17 protein-coding genes and 3 pseudogenes are annotated in these 20,657 nt (G+C 37.8%); 12 read left to right on the top strand and 8 right to left on the bottom strand.

Annotation, left to right across the window (positions count from 1 at the left end; translation table 11 throughout):
- The first annotated feature begins 54 nt into the window (after positions 1 to 54).
- The 4 genes from ACTNEP_RS10580 to ACTNEP_RS10565 all read left to right on the top strand — a co-directional run bounded on the left by ACTNEP_RS10580 (position 55) and on the right by ACTNEP_RS10565 (position 4,126).
- Positions 55 to 1,251 carry a quaternary amine ABC transporter ATP-binding protein gene (locus ACTNEP_RS10580; RefSeq protein WP_441161921.1) on the top strand — a complete coding sequence of 399 codons (1,197 nt, stop codon included), beginning with the start codon at positions 55 to 57 and terminating at the stop codon, positions 1,249 to 1,251.
- Positions 1,244 to 2,080 carry an ABC transporter permease gene (locus ACTNEP_RS10575; RefSeq protein ID WP_441161919.1) on the top strand — a complete coding sequence of 279 codons (837 nt, stop codon included), beginning with the start codon at positions 1,244 to 1,246 and terminating at the stop codon, positions 2,078 to 2,080. The genes ACTNEP_RS10580 and ACTNEP_RS10575 overlap by 8 nt, the downstream gene beginning before the upstream one ends.
- A gap of 132 nt (positions 2,081 to 2,212) precedes the next feature.
- The gene (locus ACTNEP_RS10570; protein WP_441161918.1) at positions 2,213 to 3,124 is read left to right on the top strand and encodes a glycine betaine ABC transporter substrate-binding protein; all 912 of its coding nucleotides are present in this window, start codon (positions 2,213 to 2,215) and stop codon (positions 3,122 to 3,124) included.
- A gap of 171 nt (positions 3,125 to 3,295) precedes the next feature.
- Positions 3,296 to 4,126, top strand: a complete 831-nt coding sequence (locus ACTNEP_RS10565; RefSeq protein WP_441161917.1) for an SDR family NAD(P)-dependent oxidoreductase — start codon at positions 3,296 to 3,298, stop codon at positions 4,124 to 4,126.
- A gap of 114 nt (positions 4,127 to 4,240) precedes the next feature.
- On the opposite strand, the pseudogene ACTNEP_RS10560 reads toward ACTNEP_RS10565, so the two are convergent.
- Both ACTNEP_RS10560 and pdxR read right to left on the bottom strand, forming a co-directional pair.
- Positions 4,241 to 4,576, bottom strand: a pseudogene (locus tag ACTNEP_RS10560) (transposase); the annotation flags it as partial.
- Positions 4,577 to 4,625: 49 nt separating this feature from the next.
- The gene (gene pdxR / locus ACTNEP_RS10555; protein WP_441161916.1) at positions 4,626 to 6,035 is read right to left on the bottom strand and encodes a MocR-like pyridoxine biosynthesis transcription factor PdxR; all 1,410 of its coding nucleotides are present in this window, start codon (positions 6,033 to 6,035) and stop codon (positions 4,626 to 4,628) included.
- A 112-nt stretch (positions 6,036 to 6,147) separates the two neighbouring features.
- Between pdxR and ACTNEP_RS10550 the strand changes: the two genes are divergently transcribed.
- Together ACTNEP_RS10550 and ACTNEP_RS10545 are read left to right on the top strand one after the other, a co-directional pair.
- On the top strand, positions 6,148 to 6,600 hold the full coding sequence (locus ACTNEP_RS10550; protein ID WP_441161915.1) for an N-acetyltransferase family protein: 453 nt from the start codon (positions 6,148 to 6,150) through the stop codon (positions 6,598 to 6,600).
- Between the two features lie 55 nt (positions 6,601 to 6,655).
- Entirely contained in the window at positions 6,656 to 7,288 is a 633-nt protein-coding gene (locus ACTNEP_RS10545) for a LysE family translocator (protein WP_441161913.1), read from the top strand.
- 223 nt (positions 7,289 to 7,511) lie between these two features.
- Here ACTNEP_RS10545 and ACTNEP_RS10540 read toward each other — a convergent pair.
- Together ACTNEP_RS10540 and ACTNEP_RS10535 are read right to left on the bottom strand one after the other, a co-directional pair.
- Positions 7,512 to 7,673, bottom strand: a pseudogene (locus ACTNEP_RS10540) (IS256 family transposase); the annotation flags it as partial.
- Positions 7,674 to 7,801: 128 nt separating this feature from the next.
- Positions 7,802 to 8,536: a SurA N-terminal domain-containing protein gene (locus tag ACTNEP_RS10535; RefSeq protein ID WP_441161912.1), complete on the bottom strand. Its 735-nt coding sequence runs from the start codon at positions 8,534 to 8,536 to the stop codon at positions 7,802 to 7,804.
- Between the two features lie 227 nt (positions 8,537 to 8,763).
- Here ACTNEP_RS10535 and ACTNEP_RS10530 point away from each other — a divergent pair, with 227 nt between their 5' ends.
- A complete protein-coding gene (locus ACTNEP_RS10530) occupies positions 8,764 to 9,432 on the top strand; it encodes a phosphatase PAP2 family protein (protein ID WP_441161911.1) in 669 nt (222 codons plus the stop codon).
- Positions 9,433 to 9,455: 23 nt separating this feature from the next.
- Here ACTNEP_RS10530 and ACTNEP_RS10525 read toward each other — a convergent pair whose 3' ends face one another.
- Complete coding sequence (locus ACTNEP_RS10525) at positions 9,456 to 10,292, bottom strand: manganese catalase family protein (RefSeq protein WP_441161910.1); 837 nt, start codon at positions 10,290 to 10,292, stop codon at positions 9,456 to 9,458.
- A gap of 346 nt (positions 10,293 to 10,638) precedes the next feature.
- Here ACTNEP_RS10525 and ACTNEP_RS10520 point away from each other — a divergent pair, with 346 nt between their 5' ends.
- Positions 10,639 to 11,661: an NADH:flavin oxidoreductase/NADH oxidase gene (locus ACTNEP_RS10520; protein ID WP_441161909.1), complete on the top strand. Its 1,023-nt coding sequence runs from the start codon at positions 10,639 to 10,641 to the stop codon at positions 11,659 to 11,661.
- A 107-nt stretch (positions 11,662 to 11,768) separates the two neighbouring features.
- Complete coding sequence (gene hisA / locus ACTNEP_RS10515) at positions 11,769 to 12,521, top strand: phosphoribosylformimino-5-aminoimidazole carboxamide ribotide isomerase (protein WP_441161908.1); 753 nt, start codon at positions 11,769 to 11,771, stop codon at positions 12,519 to 12,521.
- A gap of 135 nt (positions 12,522 to 12,656) precedes the next feature.
- Here the strand turns inward: hisA and ACTNEP_RS10510 are convergent, their stop codons facing one another.
- Positions 12,657 to 14,219 (bottom strand): catalase, encoded by a 1,563-nt coding sequence (locus tag ACTNEP_RS10510; protein WP_441161907.1) that lies wholly within the window; start codon positions 14,217 to 14,219, stop codon positions 12,657 to 12,659.
- Between the two features lie 133 nt (positions 14,220 to 14,352).
- Here ACTNEP_RS10510 and ACTNEP_RS10505 point away from each other — a divergent pair.
- The 3 genes and pseudogenes from ACTNEP_RS10505 (at position 14,353) to ACTNEP_RS10495 (ending at position 17,339) form a co-directional block, all read left to right on the top strand.
- Positions 14,353 to 14,813 (top strand): annotated as a pseudogene (locus ACTNEP_RS10505) (GNAT family N-acetyltransferase).
- Positions 14,814 to 14,859: 46 nt separating this feature from the next.
- Positions 14,860 to 15,570 (top strand): aspartate/glutamate racemase family protein, encoded by a 711-nt coding sequence (locus ACTNEP_RS10500; RefSeq protein WP_441161905.1) that lies wholly within the window; start codon positions 14,860 to 14,862, stop codon positions 15,568 to 15,570.
- A 158-nt stretch (positions 15,571 to 15,728) separates the two neighbouring features.
- The gene (locus ACTNEP_RS10495; protein WP_441161903.1) at positions 15,729 to 17,339 is read left to right on the top strand and encodes a gamma-glutamyltransferase family protein; all 1,611 of its coding nucleotides are present in this window, start codon (positions 15,729 to 15,731) and stop codon (positions 17,337 to 17,339) included.
- Between the two features lie 202 nt (positions 17,340 to 17,541).
- On the opposite strand, the gene pepF is transcribed toward ACTNEP_RS10495, so the two are convergent.
- Together pepF and ACTNEP_RS10485 are read right to left on the bottom strand one after the other, a co-directional pair.
- The gene (gene pepF, locus ACTNEP_RS10490) at positions 17,542 to 19,356 is read right to left on the bottom strand and encodes an oligoendopeptidase F (RefSeq protein ID WP_441161902.1); all 1,815 of its coding nucleotides are present in this window, start codon (positions 19,354 to 19,356) and stop codon (positions 17,542 to 17,544) included.
- A gap of 227 nt (positions 19,357 to 19,583) precedes the next feature.
- Positions 19,584 to 20,531, bottom strand: a complete 948-nt coding sequence (locus tag ACTNEP_RS10485) for a DMT family transporter (protein WP_441161901.1) — start codon at positions 20,529 to 20,531, stop codon at positions 19,584 to 19,586.
- Positions 20,532 to 20,657: the final 126 nt, after the last annotated feature.

The following is a 20,657-nucleotide window of genomic DNA, read 5'->3' as shown; positions in this document are numbered from 1 at the left end:
AAGTGATGCATAAATACTGAGAAACTATGAAAATAATTGAGGTGATATAGATACATGTCTGTTATTAGTGTGAGAAATTTGTCGAAAATTTTTGGCAAAAAAACAAAAGAGGCTCTCTCAATGTTAGATGAGGGAAAAACAAAAAAAGAAATTTTAGAGAAAACAGGCTGTACAGTAGGTGTTAACCGCGCAACGTTTGATGTGGAAGAAGGGGAAGTTTTTGTAATTATGGGGCTTTCCGGCAGTGGTAAATCGACACTTGTACGTTTGTTAAATCGTTTAATCGACCCTACGGAAGGCGACGTGGAAGTAGGCGGAGAAAATTTGGCTACGGTCGGGAAGGAAACATTACGAAAAGTACGCCGTGAAAAAATGAGTATGGTATTCCAAAAGTTCGGTTTATTTCCTTTTCGTACCGTATTGGAGAACACTGAATTTGGTCTTGAAATTCAGGGGATGAAAAAAGATGAACGTGCCAAAAAAGCGAAAGAAGCTTTGGAATTAGTAGGCTTGGGGAGTTTTATTCACCAGTATCCAGATCAGTTGTCAGGTGGAATGCAGCAACGTGTTGGATTAGCACGTGCCTTAGCTAACGATCCGGAAGTACTACTAATGGATGAAGCTTTTTCTGCATTGGACCCGCTTATTCGAAAAGATATGCAAGATGAGTTATTAGACCTTCAGCAAACAATGAGAAAAACGATCATTTTCATAACCCATGATTTAGACGAGGCTTTACGAATTGGTGATCGAATCGCGTTGATGAAAGATGGTTCCATTGTACAAATCGGTACTCCGGAAGAAATTTTAGTGCATCCAGCAAATGATTATGTAGAGCGATTTGTGGAGGATGTCGATCGTTCTAAAGTATTAACCGCCAGTCACATTATGAAACGTCCGGAGACTGTTGATATTGATAAACATGGTCCTAGGGTGGCACTTGAACGAATTCGTGAGCAAGGTTTGTCTAGTATTTATGTAGTGGATCGTTCAAGACAATTAAAGGGTTATGTCACAGCTGATGATGTCAAACAGGCTCGAGATAACCAAGAAAAAGATTTACACAGTATCTTGCGTACTAATATGCCAACTGCCGAATTAGAAGCACCCATTCATGACATTTTTGAGATTATTCATGATGCGCCAGTTCCGGTTGCTGTTGTAGATAAAGGTAAGTTAAAAGGGATTATAGTCCGTGGTGCTGTAATTGCAGCATTAGCAAATGGAAATGGGGTGACAGAAGATGCTTGATTTTATTCCTCAAATTCCATTAGCGGATTGGATTAATTCATTCACTAGTTGGTTAAAAGAGACATTTCAGTTTATTTTTGATCCGATTAAACAAGATTTTGGTAATTTTGTTGAGATGACTGCCGATTGGCTCAGTGCCATCCCGCCACTGATTATCATTTTATTATGTGCGGTGATAGCTTTCTTTGTTACTGGTAAGAAATTCGGATTAGTTGCTTTTTCGATTGTTGGTTTATGGTTTATTTATAACCAAAACTTGTGGGAAGAGTTGATGTATACCTTTACTTTAGTTCTTTTTGCTAGTTTGATATCGATCATTATCGGTATTCCTGCCGGCATTTTGATGTCAAAAAGCAAGTGGGCACAAACAATTATTACACCAATATTAGACTTTATGCAGACAATGCCTGCTTTCGTTTACTTGATTCCTGCCGTAGTATTCTTTGGTATCGGAATGGTACCAGGTATTTTTGCCTCTGTAGTATTCGCTACACCACCTGTAGTCCGTTTTACTAATTTAGGTATTCGCCAAGTGTCCAATGAATTAGTGGAGGCTGCTGATGCTTTTGGTACAACAGGCTCACAAAAGCTATTTAAAGTAGAGTTACCAATGGCACGAAAAACAATTATGGCAGGTGTAAACCAAACGGTAATGCTTGCATTATCCATGGTTGTAATTGCATCAATGATCGGCGCACCAGGGCTTGGGGATAAAGTCTTAACAGCTCTGCAACGTTCACAGGAAGGTCCTGGATTTGTTTCAGGTTTTGCAATTGTTATTTTAGCGATCATTATTGACAGAATTTCTCAAAACTTAAATAAAGGTTAATGAGATGCAAGAAGGATAGAAAATTTGTACGTGCCAGATTGTATAAGGAACATGATGAATAATGCGATAAATCTTTCCGGATTATCCGGAAAGATTTAAATATAAAATGATTAGAAAAGGGGAGATGTATACATGTTAAAAACATGGAAATCTTTTGGTTTAATGGCAGTGTTAGTTCTAGTGTTTGCACTTGCTGCTTGTGGTGCTAGTGATGAAGGTGGAGATACTACAGATGACAATGGAGATAATGAATCAGCAGCTGTAGGTGATGGTGAGGAAATTGAACTAGTTTATGTAAACTGGGATACCGAAATTGCCTCTACAAATGTTATTGGAAAAGTGTTAGAAGATTTAGGCTATGATGTTAAACTGACATCTCTTGAAAACGCAGCAATGTGGGAAGCAGTAGCTACTGGTGAAGCTGATGGTATGGTTGCTGCATGGTTACCTGGAACACATCAAGCACAATATGAAGAGTTCGGTGAACAAGTAGTAGAACTAGGTCCGAACTTAGAAGGAGCAAAAACAGGCCTTGTTGTACCATCTTACATGGATGTTGATTCTATTGAAGACTTATCGGAAGAAGCTGGACAAACAATCACTGGAATTGAAGCAGGTGCTGGTGTTGTAGCTGCTACGGAAGCTGCACTTGAAGAGTATGACAACTTAAGTGACTGGAGTTTACAAACTTCCTCAAGTGGTGCAATGACTACACAGCTTGGTGAAGCAATCAATAATGAGGAAGAGGTTATTGTAACAGGTTGGTCACCACATTGGAAATTCTCAGAATATGATTTGAAATATTTAGAGGATCCTAACGGTGTATTCGGTGAAGCAGAAACTATTGAAACAATGGTTCGTGAAGGATTGGAAGAAGATTTACCGAATGCCTATAAAGTTTTAGACCAATTCCAATGGTCAATTGAAGATATGGAAAGTGTTATGCTAGAAATTAATGACGGTGTTGAACCAGAAGACGCTGCAGCTGATTGGGTAGATGCGAACCCAGATAAAGTAGCTGAGTGGACTGACGGTGTAGAATAATTCGACAAAATCCTCCTCGCAATAAAGCGAGGGGGATTTTTGTTTATTGCGAAAAAAAAGAATATTACTCCTATTAAATATGTTAAGGTATGTTTAGCTAATGATTAGTGGGGAGCAAAATCCTCGCTGATCATAGTCTTACCTATTAAAAAAAGAAGGGATGACGAGCTAGTGAAGACAGTACTTGTGACGGGATCTGGCAGTGGATTTGGTTTTATCACCAGTTTGAGTTTTTTGAAAAGAGGTTACAGAGTTATAGCAACTGTGAGAAGATTGGATTCACGTGATAAATTATTAAAAGAAGCAGAGAAGGATCAGGTCGCTTCATTATTAGATATTGTAGAAATGGATGTAACCAATGAATTACATATCAAAAAGGTGAAAGAGTACATACAAACAACATATCATAAGCTTGATATATTAATTAATAATGCTGGATATTGTGAAGCAGGATTTATTTCTGATCTATCTTTGGATGCTTTTCAGCGGCAGCTTGATGTTAATGTACATGGTGTTTTTCGTGTTACTAAAGCGATGCTTCCATTACTAGAACAGTCGGATAGGGCAAATATCATTAATATTAGCAGTATTAGTGGGTATATGGGATTTCCGGGTATGTCTGCCTACTGTGCGTCAAAGTTTGCTTTAGAAGGCTTTAGTGAAAGTTTACGAATTGAATTACTTTCAAAAAACATTTTCGTCTCGTTAGTAGAACCAGCTTCCTATCAGACCAGAATTTGGGATAAAAGTTTGTCTGGCATCGATCAAGTGGAGATGAAAAAGGATCAAATGAAACATTCTGTCCTATCACATGCACAACAAGCATCAAGGTCTAGTGCAGATCCAGATGAAGTGGCTCACCTAATTGTCGCTATCTGTAGCGAAAAGAAACCAAAACTACGCTATCCAATTGGTAAAGGAGCAAAGTTGTTAGCTTTTGCTAAACAATTTTCACCCTGGTCCCTGGTGGAGAAGATAATGCTAAATAAGCTATTGAAATAAGTTGAATATTTAAGGAAGGTTGTGCTTACAATATGATTATTATGGCTAAAACATCATAAAAAGGGGCTGGGACAAAACCCCGAAAAAAATCGTGGACGACATCAAAGGTGATGGTCACCACGATTTTTTATACTCTTTTAAAGTTTTAGATAAACAAAAAAGATCCCCCTTTGATACCCATTGTTGAAAGTGACCACCTTTCCATTTATTTTCAAGTTCTTTCGTTCGTAAATATAAGATTTTTAGAAGAGCGTTCTCGTTTGGGAATGCTCCTTTTTTCGTTACTTTTCTAAAGCTGAAGTGTATACTTTCTACCGCATTGGATCTGTACATGATTTTGCGTATGGCACTTCCATCATCAAATAGTTGTTCCACATGGGAGAAGTTCCGTTTCTAACATCAATCACTCCTAGCAGACCATTGTTGTGGAAAGCTTTCAAATGCACTATAGAAAACTCCATAAACTGTTCTCTCTATTTGTCTGATAGAGTGTTTCTCACTAACTAAACCAAGCTTCACTTAATAATTTTATACCTTTGACCATTTCATCCTCCTTTAATCCAGCAAATCCAATGAGTATTTTTGGATATTTCGAGTGATTTTTATTCATCCAATACTTTGACGTTGGATATACTTTAACACCTGATTGTTTCGCTCTTTCGATTAAAATTTCTTCCGTATTGCTACTTTTAACTTCCAATAATAAATGTAAGCCGGAATCTTCCCCAATAATTTTTACATGGGTTCCCATGAACTCATGAACAGACTTGTATAATGCTTCATGTTTCTTCTGGTAAATGTGTCTCATTTTCCTCAAATGCTTTTGCCAATAACCTTGTTGCATAAATAAATAGATTGTCTTTTGGAGGATTTTCGAAACGGGTTGCTCGTAAAATTGAAATTTCATCTTAAACTTTTTGATTAGTGGTTCAGGTAATATCATATAAGCCAATCGAATAGAGGGTAAGAGGGCTTTAGAAAATGTTCCTAGATAAATAACTTTATCTTGGGAGTCTATTCCTTGTAAAGCTGGAATAGGTTTACCTCTATATCTGAACTCACTATCATAATCGTCTTCGATAATATACCCATTTACATGCTCTGCCCATTGAATTAGTTTCATTCGATTAGTAATTGGCATGATCATTCCTATTGGAAATTGGTGAGATGGAGTTACATAAACTAAGCGCGCTTGGCTTTCTCTTAACTTTTTTATATGAATACCATGATTATTTAATTCAATTGGTTTTATAGAAAAACCGTGATGTTTAAAAATTTCTCTAGTTCCATCATACCCCGGATTTTCAACTGCAATTGAATGAAAATCTGAGCCAATAATTATGCAAAGTAAACCGAGTAATTGCTGTATCCCACCACCAATAATAATTTGATCTGGCGTACATAAAACTCCCCTTGATTCATACAAATACTTTGTTAACTCTAAACGAAGTTCTGGTTCCCCCTGCCTGTCACCATACGAAAAAATATCTTTTTCATACAATACCTGATTGTTTAATTTTTTCCAAATGGTAGTAGGAAAGCTTTCTTTGTCGATATTCCCATGCCGAAAATCATATGGATATATTTTCTCCAATGTTTTATATACTTCACAATTATTTAATGTAATAGGAGTTTTGGAAGAAGGTATCAAAAATTGTTCATCAAACTCAGTGACATATAAACCACTTTTAGGTTTACTCTTTATATATCCTTCCGCTATCAGCTGCTGGTAAGCTGCATCTACGGTGTTTTTACTAATTTCCAAATGGCTTGCTAATTTTCGAATGGATGGTAATCGTGTTCCTTGAGATATCCGTCCTGCTTCAATTTCTTCTAATATATATTCATAGAGTTGTATATAAAGTGGTGTGTTGTCATTTGGGTCTAACTTAGGTGTTATTTCAAACATTTTTTCTACTCCCTTCAACTGTACCTATGAAATAGTTGAAAATTGTACCTTTTAACAGGGGCAATTTGTAATTATGATTTATTATATCATTCTTGAAGAAGGAGAGTATAAAATGGAAAACTTTTTAATAAGGGAAGTAACGAAAGAAGATGTGTCAGAGTTATTAGGATTAATGAATCAGTATATCGTGGATTTTTATCAACAACCACAGCCTAAAGAAGATGATCTGAAACAGCTAATTCATCAATTATTGAGACAGCCTTCTAACGGTGTGCAATTTGTAGCAGAAATAGACGGGAAATTAGTGGGTTTTGCTACTTTGTACTTTACTTTTAGCACCCTCCAAGTAAAAAGGGCAGCCATATTAAACGATTTGTATGTTTCTTCAGATGCAAGAGAGAATAAAGTGGGGGAGCAGCTATTTTCCCATTGTTTGTCTTATATTAGAGAGCATAATTTTGCCTATATGACATGGGAAACATCAAGAGATAATCTTGTGGCACAAAGTTTATATAATAAAATGGGTGCAAAACAATCCAAATGGCTTGTTTATGAAATATATTAATCTACTAACCTTATTTTAATATATTCTTTCATTACTATACTTGGAGGAAGAGATAATGGTTTCACTTTTCTTTACTTATGTGTTATTGGGATTATCAATTGCATTGCCTGTTGGAGCTGTTACCATTGAAATGACAAAACAAGGTTTAAAAAACGGTTTTATGCATGGTTGGTTTGTAGGACTAGGTGGTATGACAGTTGATTTCATTTTAATTATTCTTTTATATTTTGGTTTTGCTCCATTTTTATCCTTACCCATCGTTCAAAGTGGCATGTGGATTATTGGTTCTCTATTTTTAGTCTACATAGGAATTGATAGCATTACAAATGCGGAAAAAGATATAAACTTAGGAGAAGGAAAAATAAAGAAGTCATTAAAGTCATCCTATCTAAATGGATTTTTAGTTGCCATATCACCGGGGGGGTTAGTTTTTTGGTTGGGTATATTTGGAACAGTCTTAGCTGATTCCTTTAACACAACTGGAATTTCAGGATTTTCGATTGTCGCGGCAGGTATTTTGGTGGGCATCCTAATTCACGATATTATATTAATGTCTATAGTAGCCAAAGCGCGTGTTTTATTAAATAATACCATAATTAAATGGATTTCAATAATAGCTGGATTACTATTATTTAGTTTTGCCATATATTTTGCTTATGAGTTCTATAAGAGTATTTATAACTTATAAAAATGTTTTATTTTAGATTATTAAACTAAGGTACTTCATGATATATCAAAGACAACTACTATTATTTTATTGAGCAATAAATCTGTTTTGTATAATGAATAGAGTTTAAAAGTAATGGGAGATGGGGACGAAGCTTATGTTTGAGGAGTTGGTAGGCGAGAAAGTTCGAATTATTCCATCGGATATCATTTTATGAGAAACCGAGAAACCATAAACATCTTCAATTCCTTGATTCTTTTCCCTTGTCATTTGATTTATAATTCAAAAGACGATTCATTTCACCTTTTAACATTTACTCAAACATAGGTCCAAAAATGTCTTTTAATGTATACTGCATGTCTTTTACGGAGTTAGGACCTCTTTTTGGTTTACCCATTTCAAACACTTCTTTAGCTTTATAGTTATTATTATACCAAATAAAAAACTGTGTAAGTCAGGAACTTACGCATTTCTGACTTACACAGTTAATATTACACTCCCATTTTTAGCTAGTTATGTCCCAGCCCCCATATGTTAGATTAATTCTTCGATGTCGGCATTTTCTCTAAGTTCCTCAATCTTAGCTTGAATATCATCTTGATTTTCTTGTTGTTTCTGCATAGATAGCTGTTGTCTAATATCACCTTCGACTTCCTCCAATGGTGGAAGATCTTCTTCTGATTGTTCTGACGCGGACTGGTAATATTCCTCAATTTCTTCGTCTGTTACTTCAATGCCCAGTATTGATTCCATATACTTATTAGAAAGCAAATCTCGCTCAAGTTGTGCTCTATAGGTTTCTTTCGTAAATCCACTAGTCTCCAGAACAGAATCGAATTGATCACCATATTGTTCTTCTAAGGCAGCCATTTCATTGTCAATCTCTTCTTGCTCAACTGTTAAACCTTCTGCTTCGGCATCCTGCCTGATCAGTTCCTGGGTAATTAATTCATTTAACGTTTGCTCTTTTACTTCTTCGGTATCTTCTACATCTTGACCGTATTGTTGTAACGTACTTTTGACAAGTGGATACATGGTATTGAAGGACGAACCACTTATTTCTTCACCATTAATTGTTGCCACTGCTTGATCTTCATCCACTAGCTCTTCTTCACTTACAGTATCTTCGATGGATTGACCTTCACCATCAGGCGCTTCTTCAGCTGCAGGCGTCTCTCCATTGTTTTCTTCAGCTTGATCACCATTTCCACATGCGACAGTGATGGTCGCTAAGCCGATCATCATTAAAAGCATTAATATTTTTTTCATTAATTTACAACCTCCATAAAACTCATTGTTTGTCCATTCAAACATACATCAAAGGCCTAATGCAAGTAGTACCTTTTGCGTATAGTGGGACTCACTACTAGCATGTCAGTATTTCAAGTGGATTATTACATTTAAACAACAAAAAATAGCTTTTTACACACTTTTTTCATAGGATAGTTTTTCATTGTTTCTATAGGGGAATGCTAGTAGAAGGGAGGGAAGCTAAAATGAAAGATATGCCCAAGGTAGTTATCTTTACTTTAATAGTGGGATTTATCATCATTGCTTTAACGACGTCTCTTTTTATTGAGTTAGCGGATGACGTCTTGGAGGAAGAAAAGTTCTTTATAGATCGTATTTTTCAAGAATATATCGTTTTTTCTGAAGAGGATAGGTTTTATCAGATCATGGGCGTAGTAACAGAAGCGGGATCTGTCACCTTTCTAACCATTGCTTCTATCATACTCGCTGTTTATCTCTTTTTTATGAAGGAGAGTAAATGGTACAGTGTTTTTTTTAGCATTAACATGATAGGGATTAGTCTCCTCACCCAGATATTGAAGCTCGTATTTGAGCGAGACCGTCCAGAGCTAATCGCGCAATTTGATGGAACAGGTTTTAGCTTTCCTAGTGGACATTCGACAGGATCCATTGCATTTTATGGTTTTATTATTTACCTACTCTGGAAAAAGGTATCCACTAAATGGTTAAAAGGTTTATGTATTTTAGTTGTTGCTTTACTAGCTATCACGATTCCCATTAGCCGAGTTGTGCTAGGGGTGCATTTTTTAACCGATATTATAGCAGGGATGTCACTTGGATTGGCATGGCTTATCACGTGTATGATAGCGATGGAATTTTTCATTTGGAGAGGAAGAAAAAAGCGTAATTCGTGATTTGAGAATTACGCTACTAACCTCTAACATATGCAAGGTGGAATATGGAAGTTTGTATTAAATGTATAAGGCGGTGCAGGCTTCAAGGATGGAATGCCTCCGTATGCAGGCGGATTTTGCACGTAACGGAAGCTTGAACATCCATCGATTGACGGTCCGTGGGCCCATCTGCCTTTTGCACTTTCCTCACCTTGTGAGAAATTATAAAAATCATATGCCACTTGTTGTTTTTCAAGACTACGAGGGAAGGTAGAAGGAACAACAACGCCTTCTTTTTCTTCTAATTCTTGAATCGCAGCCAACCACATATTTTGGTGCATTGTATCACGAGCGATTAAAAATGATAGCATATCTTTTACGCCACGATCTGATGTCATTTCATATAATCTTGCTACTTGTAAACGTCCTTGAGATTCTGCATTTAAATTCGCACGAAAATCTGCTAGCAAATTACCGCTGGCAATAATATAGTCAGCTGTCCAACGATTACCGACACTATCAGCAGGCATTGCACCCAAACCGGAAACAATCGCGTGCTGAGGGTTCATCCCACCAATAATCGCACCTAGAACAGGATCTTTTGCGGCTTCTTCTAAGTCACCAACAGGTGCATCATCTAACAGTCGAGCAATCATTGTGGCTAACATTTCCACATGAGCTATCTCTTCCGTACCGACATCCATCAACAAATCCTTATATTTTCCATCCATTCGAACATTCCAGCCTTGAAATAGATACTGCATCGTAACAGAAATTTCCCCGAATTGTCCACCTAACACCTCTTGCAGTCGTTTCGCAAAAAGCGGATCTGGCCGATCTGGCTTGGCTGGGTATTGTAATTCTTTAATATGGTAAAACATATACTTTCACATCCTTTTTTTAAAAAAAGTAGGTCTCTGTCCATACAGTATGCAGGGACGAATATCTTTGTTACAACAAATAATGCGAAAATTATTGTGAAAAACTAGGGGAAAAGCGATTGATTATAATCAGTTGATTGGTCGAAAGAGCAAAAAAACAGATAGCTTATTAATACGATTAAGGAAAGAAGAATGGTGTGTTTTGGTTAATCCATGGGTTTAATGTAATTACGCTTACGAAGCGGGTATCGATCCAAGAAGGTTCTCAAGTTTAATTGTGTGATCCTTCTTTTGATTCTTGTTATACTTACAAAGGAAAGATAATGTAAGCAGGGGGAATGTAAAAATGGATCAATTATTCAGTCCTTTTCAAATAAAAAACTTAGAACTAAAAAATCGCGTTGTGATGCCACCAATGTGTCAGTATTCAGTGACAAAAGAAGATGGAACACCTAACGACTGGCATTATAACCACTATGTTAGCCGTGCAGTTGGTGGAACAGGTCTTGTCATCGTGGAAATGACGAACGTTGAACCAGATGGACGAATCACAAATAACTGTCTAGGATTATGGTCAGACGAACAAATTCCTGCATATAAAAGAATCGTGGATGCGGTACATGAACAAGGTTCCAAAATTGCGATCCAAATCGCACACGCTGGAAGAAAAGCGGAAGATGCAGAAGCACCTGTTGCGCCATCTGCTATTCGTTTTAGTGAGCAATATAAAGAGCCGCGTGCACTTTCTACTGATGAAGTAAAAGGAATGGTGGAAAAATTCCGTCAAGCTGTTCGCCGTGCGGTGGAAGCTGGCTTTGATGCAATTGAACTACATGGGGCTCATGGTTACTTAATTCATCAGTTCCATTCAAGCTATACGAATAAACGTAATGATGAATACGGGGAATTAACACGTTTTGGTACAGAAGTAGTGCGAGCAGCCAAAAGTAAAATGCCATCAGAAATGCCATTAATTATGAGGATTTCTGCTACTGAATTTGTCGAAGAAGGCTATCAGCTACAAGATGGTATTGAATTGGCGAAAGCCTATAAAGAAGCCGGTGTCGATATGTTTCATATCAGTGCAGGTGGAGAAGGCGCAATTGCTCCATCACGCAACCCGGGAGGGCATGCAGGATATATGGTTCCTTTTGCAAGAGCGATGCGTGAAGCGCTAGAGCTTCCAGTGATTGCAGTCGGTCGTTTAGAGGATGCTCATTTAGCTGATGCTATTATCGGTAATCAGGATGCAGATCTAGTTGCAATTGGCCGAGGTATGCTCCGTGACCCTTATTGGACTCTTCATGCTGCACATGAGCTAGGACAAGAGATTCGCGTACCGGTTCAATATGAGCGTGGATTTGCCTGAAAATAAATAACATGAGAGTGACGTCACTTCCTAGTGGCGTCTTTTCTTTTTAATAGGAATGTTCTAAAATGGGTTGTACATGATTAATCGAAAAGGACGTGAAAATTTTGCAATTCAGACCTTGTATCGACTTACATCAAGGGAAAGTAAAACAAATAGTAGGGGCCAGCCTTAACAATGAAAATAAGGATATTATCGAAAACTATGTTTCTACATATGACAGTAGTTATTACGCAGAAATGTTTCGCAATGATAACTTAACTGGTGGTCACGTCATTATGCTTGGTGATGGTAACAAAGATGCAGCTATTAAAGCATTACAAACATACCCTGATGGATTACAAGTAGGTGGTGGAATTAATGCCGATAATGCAGAAGCATTCCTTCAAGCTGGTGCTTCACACGTAATTGTTACCTCTTATATTTTCCAAGATGGCGAATTAAAATGGGACCGTTTAGAGAAATTAATCGGAGAAATAGGTAAGGAAAGACTCGTTATTGACTTAAGCTGCAAGCAAAAAGATGGCAAATGGTATGTAGTTACGGATAAATGGACAAAATTCAGTAATATTGAAATAACCGCTTCAACAATTAAAGGTTTAGAAAAATATTGCGATGAATTTTTGATTCATGCTGCAGATGTGGAAGGAAAGCGTGAAGGGATTGAGGAGAATTTAGTGACTAAGCTTGCTGATAATGTTTCTATTCCCACTACATATGCCGGTGGTGTTCGTTCCATCGAAGATCTTAAGCTTTTTGAGCGATTATCACAAGGCAAATTACACGTGACAATAGGTAGTGCGCTTGATATTTTTGGTGGAGATCTATCCTATCAAGAGGTTGTAGAATACTGTAAATAAGAGCGAGTAAACATAATCAACAAATCGAGGAGATATCCATAAAGATTTGTATAAGAAAATGAAGTAATCAACAAAAGCCATAAAACTTTGGAGAAAAACCCCTTGGAATGGTTACTATTCCAAGGGGTCTCAACATTAATATGGATCTGATGGATGGCCCATTGCTTCTGCTTCTTGAACGGCATCTTCCATCATTTCTTTATTGCTTTCCATGGACATTTTTAAGCCATCTTCCACTCGTTTTCCATAATCGTTGTCACATTGGTAGAAATGCTGAATCATTTGATCTTGGATCTCTTTTCTACAGCCTGATAGGGCAGAAACTAGATTTTTGATTAGATCATCTTTTTCCCAATCACTCAATCGACGATAAGTTTCGCCAGCTTGACCATAATTATTTTCTCGTGGAATAGATGTACGCTGTAGCTTTCCTTCTACATATGGTTCGTGTTCAGCACCAGGATTTTTGTCTTCTTGTAAACCGCCCATAATGGAAGGCTCATAATCTACATGTGGATTTTTAAAATCTCCATAGTCTTGTCGAAAGTCCATTTGCCCACCTGTTTGATTGGTTGCTACACGGTGATGAGGGCGGTTGATTGGCAGTTGTAAGTAGTTTGGTCCAACACGGTATCGTTGGGTATCAGAATAGGAGTAGGTTCTTCCTTGTAATAGTTTATCATCAGAGAAGTCCAATCCATCTACCAATACACCGGTACCGAAAGCTGCTTGTTCCACCTCAGCATGAAAATTATTTGGATTGCGATTTAGCACCATTTTTCCAACCTTGTGCCATGGGTAATCCTCTTTGTACCAGAGCTTTGTCGCATCCAATGGATCATAATCTAATTCCGGGTGCTCTCCATCTTCCATGATTTGAACATAAAGCTCCCATTCTGGATAGTCACCTTTTTCAATTGCTTCATAAAGATCTTGTGTTGCATGATTAAAGTTTTTCCCTTGAATTTTTGTCGCTTCATCCTGTGTTAAGTTTTTAATTCCTTGGACTGGCTCCCAATGATATTTCACGAGCACTGCTTTTCCTTCTTCGTTAACCCACTTGTATGTGTGAACTCCTGATCCTTGCATGTGACGGTAGCTTGCCGGAATTCCCCAAGGAGAGAAGACAAACGTAATCATGTGCAATGCTTCTGGTGATTGACTGACAAAGTCAAACATACGCTCTAGATTTTGATAATTGGTTACTGGATCTGGGCGAAAGGCGTGGATCATGTCAGGGAATTTCAGCGGATCACGAATAAAGAATATTTTTAAGTTATTCCCTACAAGGTCCCAGTTGCCGTCTTCTGTGTAAAATTTAACAGCAAACCCGCGAGGATCGCGTAGTGTTTCTGGAGAGTGTTTACTATGCACTACTGTTGAAAAACGGACGAAAACGGGAGTTTGCACTTCTGTATTGGTGAAAACTTTTGCACGTGTATACTTGGAAATCGGTTCTCCATTTACTGTTCCGTATGACTGGAAATAGCCATGTGCTCCAGTCCCGCGTGCATGAACAATTCGTTCAGGAATTTTTTCGCGGTCAAAGTGACTGATTTTTTCTAGAAAATCATAATTCTCTAATGTAGTAGGTCCACGATTTCCAACAGTACGTACATTTTGATTGTCAGTTACCGGATGACCCTGTTGATTAGTCATTTTCTCTTTACCATGGTTTGGTTTGTTCTTATTATCCATTATTCAACCTCCTTGAGATTCTTCATCTCCATTATTCCCCAATTAGTTGATGATATGCGAAAAATAAAAAGGAACGAAGTAATGAATAATGTTATAATTTAGTTACATAAAATCGGAAAGTAGTGTGATCATGGTGGAAATTATTCTAGATGATTTAACAAATCAAAAGGTGATTAATTTAGTAGGAGAGCATCTTGATGGGATGTCTCAAGTGTCTCCACCTGAAAGTATACATGCCTTAAATGTAGATGGATTAAAACAACCAGAGATTACATTTTGGAGTGCATGGAAGTGAAGGACAATGAATTACTCGGTTGTGGTGCTCTTAAAGAGTTAAATAGTCAGCATGGAGAAATAAAATCAATGAGAACCTCTTCTTTACATTTAAGAAAAGGTGTTGCCAAGCGACTCCTTCAACACATAATAGAAGAAGCTCAAAGACTAGGATATCAGCGATTAAGTCTCGAAACAGGGTCCATGGATGCTTTTGAACCAGCTAGAAGACTATATGAAAGCTTTGGATTTCAATATTGTCAGCCATTTTCAGATTATACAGAAGACCCAAATAGTGTGTTTATGACGAAGGAACTGTGAAGACAATGCGAAATGAACAATGTGTGTTGGAGAGGGAGAAATGTTTATGAAAACAATTGGACTAATCGGCGGTATGAGTTGGGAATCTTCAGTTGAGTATTATCGTATTATGAACGAGCAGGTTAAAGAGCAATTAGGGGGCTTACATTCTGCCAAAAGCTTGTTGTATAGTGTTGACTTTGATGAGATCGAACGTTATCAATCTGAAGGGGATTGGGACAGTGCTGGAAAACAATTAGCAAATGTTGCAATATCATTAGAAAAAGCAGGTGCTGATTTTATTGTCCTTTGTACGAATACGATGCATAAAGTAATCGATGATATCGAAAAGAAGGTAGGTATACCCGTTTTACATATTGGTGATGCAACAGCAGCTAAGATCAAAGCGTCCAGTATTAACAGAGTAGGTCTACTTGGTACAAAATATACCATGGAACAGCAATTTTATAAGTCACGGTTAGAAGCGAACGGACTTGACGTGATTGTACCGAAAGAAACAGAAAGAGATAAGCTGAATAAAGTCATTTTTGAAGAATTGTGTCTCGGAAAAATTCATAGCGCATCAAAAGAATATTACCAAAAAGTAATGCAAAATTTAGTCGATGATGGAGCAGAAGGCATTATTTTAGGCTGCACAGAAATTGGCTTATTGATTAAACCTGAAGATGCAGAGGTACCTTTATTTGATACTGCTATTATTCATGCTCAAGAAGCAGTAAATCAAGCTTTGGCAAATGATGAGATAGATAAGCAATGAAATATAACAAAAAGCAGCATGCTCAACATTGCTTAGATGTTAAATAGAATTATTTAGAAGTAACGCTTAGAGATTAAAAAGTTAAAAGCCATATTTGGTAGTCGTTATTCCTGGAGGAAATAATTCGATATCATCTAAAAAGGAGTTGTGGACAGCTCATGAACGATCATTATTTACATCATCCGTATCGCTCACAACGAATGACAACATTTGCAAAAAAAGGAATGGTAGCAACATCACAACCATTAGCAGCAGAGGTGGGTAGAGATATCTTAAAGCAAGGAGGAAATGCAATTGATGCAGCAATTGCTACTGCGGCTTCATTAACCGTGTTAGAGCCGACCTCCAATGGAATTGGTAGTGACGCCTTTGCGCTTGTTTGGACAAAAGGAAAGCTTTATGGATTAAATGCGAGTGGACGCTCACCACAAAATATTTCAATAGAAGCAATCAAAGCACGTGGATATCAAAAAATGCCGAAATATGGTTATGAACCTGTTACAGTGCCAGGTGCCCCTGGTGCTTGGGCAGAATTATCTAATCGATTTGGCAAATTATCATTCAACAAAGTATTACAACCTGCCATATCGTATGCGGAAGAAGGATACCCAATTAGTCCGATTTTGGGAAAAATGTGGAATAAAGCATATCATCATTTTAAAAAAGAATTAAAAGGAGAACAATTCAGTCCATGGTTTACCACGTTTGCGCCATTTGGAAAGCCACCTGAAATTGGTGAATTGTGGCGCTCACCAGACCACGCCAAGACACTTCAAATAATTGCAGATACGGGGGCAGAGTGTTTCTACTATGGTGAGTTAGCAGAAAAAATTTCAGCACATTCAAAGCAGCATAATGGATTTATAACAGCCAAGGATTTAGCAGCTTTTCAACCAGAATGGATAAATCCTATTAAGGTTCATTATCGTGGATATGATGTATGGGAAATCCCCCCTAATGGGCAAGGAATTGTGGCATTATTAGCATTAAATACATTAAATGGTTATACATATTCAGATCACCCAACAACCGATACTTATCATCAGCAAATTGAAGCAATCAAGTTGGCATTTGCTGATGGTAAAAAGTATGTGACAGAACAAGATAGAATGAAGGTTGCAGTGGACGATTTATTGTCTGCAGCTTATGCAAATGAACGAAGAAGTCTAATTACAGATACAGCGCTTGAGCCTGAACCAGGAACCCCTCCTCGTGGTGGAACCGTTTACTTAGCGGCAGCAGATGAAGAAGGGAATATGGTGTCCTTTATTCAAAGTAATTATATCGGCTTCGGTTCAGGCATTGTTGTCCCTGGTACAGGAATTGCCTTACAAAATAGAGGATATGATTTTTCATTAGATAGTAAACATGCTAATAGCTTAGCAGGAGGCAAACGAACCTATCATACTATAATTCCAGGCTTTTTGACGAAAGATGATCAGGCAATCGGTCCTTTCGGTGTAATGGGCGGATATATGCAGCCACAAGGACATGTCCAAGTCATCATGAATACGATTGATTTTCATCTGAATCCTCAAGCTGCTCTAGATCAGCCACGCTGGCAATGGCTTAAGGGCAAAAAAGTAATTGTAGAACCTGATTTTCCACTCTATGTTGCCCAGGAGTTAGCGCGTAAAGGTCACGAGATCGAAATAGCACTTGACTCAACTAGTTTTGGCAGAGGGCAGATTATCTGGCGTGACCCTAAAACCGGTATCTTACAAGGTGGCACAGAATCCAGAACAGATGGAGCAATTGCTGCTTGGTAAAGAAAGGTAATCAGCAATATATATATATTGAAGGGTAAGCTAATTCTTCAATAAAACGTGATCTCTCAAGATTTAATAGATGATTATATTATCCTGGTTGATGATGGCGGTCAGTAAATGATATTGTTGATTACTGAATTTAAGAACCACATGAAATTAACGTTTCATGTGGTTCGTTTTGAGAAAGATATGATTACTTACATTATTGATAACTTCTTTCTAATTCATCAACAAGTGAGCCAATAAAGGCAACAGCTTCTTTAATTGCATCTGGTTTAGCCATATCGACACCAGCTTTTTTTATAAGTTCAAGTGGCTTTACGGAACCTCCAGCTCTTAGCACCTCTAACCAGTTATCAGCTGCAGCTTTTCCATCTGTTTGAATTCTTTGTGCAACAGCTGTTGCTACTGTTAACCCAGCGGAATAAGTATACGGATATAAGCCCATATAATAATGTGGCTGGCGCATCCAAGTCAGACCTGCTCCTTCATCGATGCTAACCACATTTCCCCAGAAGTTTTGTAAAACTTGTAATTTTTGTTTGGAAAGCACATCAGCAGTTAATGGTGTACCAGCTTCAGCAAGGTCATAGATGCGGCGTTGAAATTCTCCTTCTAACAGGTGGGTCACAAAGTTGTGATAATAAGTCCCGATTAATTGTGTTATCACCCAACGCTTCATTTGCTTATCATTTGTTTTATTTAATAAATAATGTGCCAATAACAATTCATTAATAGTGGAAGGAGCTTCTACGAAATAAGTAGAAGGGCGTGTATTTACTAAAGTCTGATTTTTCCCAGCTAAATAGAAATGGCCGGCATGACCAAGCTCATGTGCTAAAACAAAGGCTCCTCGCATCTTATCAGTCCAAGTAATTAAGATATACGGATGAACACTAAATGGAACGGAGCAAAATGCGCCAGTTTTTTTACCAATGTTATCTGCTAAATCTACCCAACGCTCGTTTAGCCCTTTTTGCATAATGTCACTATATTCTGGGCCCATTACTTGTAAAGCTTCGAGAATCATTGATTTTGCTTCTTCATAGGTTGTTGTTGGATTAAATTCTGGATCAAGCGGCGCTTTTAGATCTGCATATTGCAATTCATCTAATCCAAGTTTTTCTTTTAGTAATGTTGCATAACGGCGCATATGTGGCGCCAGTTCTTTTTGACTTACATCTAATTGATGATGATACATGTCTTTTGTTACTTGTTGTGGGGCAAGTAGCATATCTGTTACAGATTCATAGTTTCTTAGACGTGATAGTGTTACCTGTTTGGTTACTTCTGTTGCATATGTGGCCGAATAGGTATGTTTGTACTGATTCAGTGTTTTAGTAAATGATTGATAGGCCTCGCGACGAATGCGTGTATTTGCTTCTGATTCATAGCGATCCTCATAGAGTGCAGCAGACATTGGTAAAGTATTACCACTATCATCTTTGAGTGAATCAAATGTCATATCAGAAGATTTACTTCGTTCATAAATCATGTATGGTGCATCATGGACCTCACCAAGGGCAGCTAATGTTTCCTCTACCTCTGGTGTGAGTGTATGTGGCTTCTGCTCTAACGTATCAGTAAGTAATTTCTTATATGTTGTTAGTCCTTCCTCTTCTTGCAAAAATTGTTCGACCCGTTCTTCAGTGAGTGTTAATAATTCTACTTGTATAAAAGATAGCTTCGCATTAATACTTGCTAGTGCTGCGTTTGCTTTTGCTGCATCTCGTTGATTGATAGGATCGCTACCATCTGCACTGACACGTAAATTAGCATATGTAGCTAGACAATTTAATCGCTGAAGGAATGTTTCGTAGGCTGTTAGTCCATTTAGTAATGTGTTGGCATTACTTACTAATTTTCCTTTGTATGCTGTTACTAGTGACACATCAGCCTGGATCGCTTTCCATTCTGCCTCCCATGCTTCATCAGATGGAAATAAATCTGTTAAATCCCATGTTTGTTCGACAGGCACCTCAGAACGTCGGAGACGTATTGATTTTGCAGTAGCCATAATAATCCCCCTTCGAATTGTTCGATTATTCCAACTATTATAATATAATTTGAACTGGAATTACAGGATATTGGAAATAGATGGAACGAAATATTGGAATGGCAATAATAGGACGGGATAATGGATGTTGCTGTGTAAAAGGAGAGGGCAAAGTTTAGAATCTTCCATGGTGAGGAAAAAAATAGAGGGAACAGATAAAGTGTGGTTTCATCTGCCCTCTATTATCATTACTGTGCTTCTTTTAAGGCTTGTTGTTGTTTCTTGCTACTCCAAACTGTTACAAGGCTATGTAGGATCATCCCAATAATAACGATTGAAATCCCGATAAAAGATACGATGCTTGGCAGTGGGGCACTTAGAAGCAGCAGTTCACCTAATAAAGCAAACACGACTTCCCCAGATTGTGTCGCTTCCACCCCTGCTAATTTTTCATTATCATGTTGCACCAGTTCGGTCGCATAGAAAAATAAAACAGTTGCGATAATTCCGGAAAAAACAGCAACAATAAATGTTTGGGTCACTTGGGATATATCAGGTAACCCATGGGAAGCAAAGCCATAGATGGAAATGAAAAACCAGAATGGCATCGAAGCGATTGTCATACCTAAAATACGCTGAAAAGTATTGAGTTCGCCATTCACTACTTGCATCATTTTGCGGTTTCCTAATGGATAGGCAACTGCCGAAATTAGGAGTGGTATGACACAGAGCAACACACTAGCAAGTGGTACAGCATTGGCATGTTCTAATTGCATCAAAAATACTCCGCCAAGAATAACGAGTGATATCATTACCGCTTGTATAGGGATTCGTTGTTTTTTATTGTTATCTAAGATCGGTACAAGGAAAGAGCCTGCAATGATCGTTAGTTGGAAGGTTGCGGCAACAAGCCATCCGGGACCATAAATAGTTGCAAAAGTCAATGGTGCATAGAATAATCCGAAGCCTATGGTACTCCATATCAACCATGCTTTCGGATTTTGTTTAAGATGGATGAGAACGGGTTTTACATTTCGCTGGTAACCAACGATAAGAAATAGTAATGGAAGCATAAAAATGAATCGGAGCGAAGCACTCCATGCCCAACTGCCACCATCTAATTCCATGGAGCGATTCAGTATAAAAGTAACGGAGAAAAACATAGCTGAGAGTATACCAATACAGATTGCCTTCATTTTTTCACCTCTTATATGTAAGGATAGCATAGGGTTCAGAGAACGCAAGAAGATGTTTTTATTTGATCAGTATTCACTAAAATGACACGATCACATGGATTGTTCAACATCCGTATGCAATAGAAA

Source organism: Gracilibacillus sp. HCP3S3_G5_2 (genome assembly GCF_052063305.1).
GTDB lineage: Bacteria > Bacillota > Bacilli > Bacillales > Amphibacillaceae > Gracilibacillus.
This window is presented reverse-complemented; position numbering and strand designations above follow the sequence as displayed.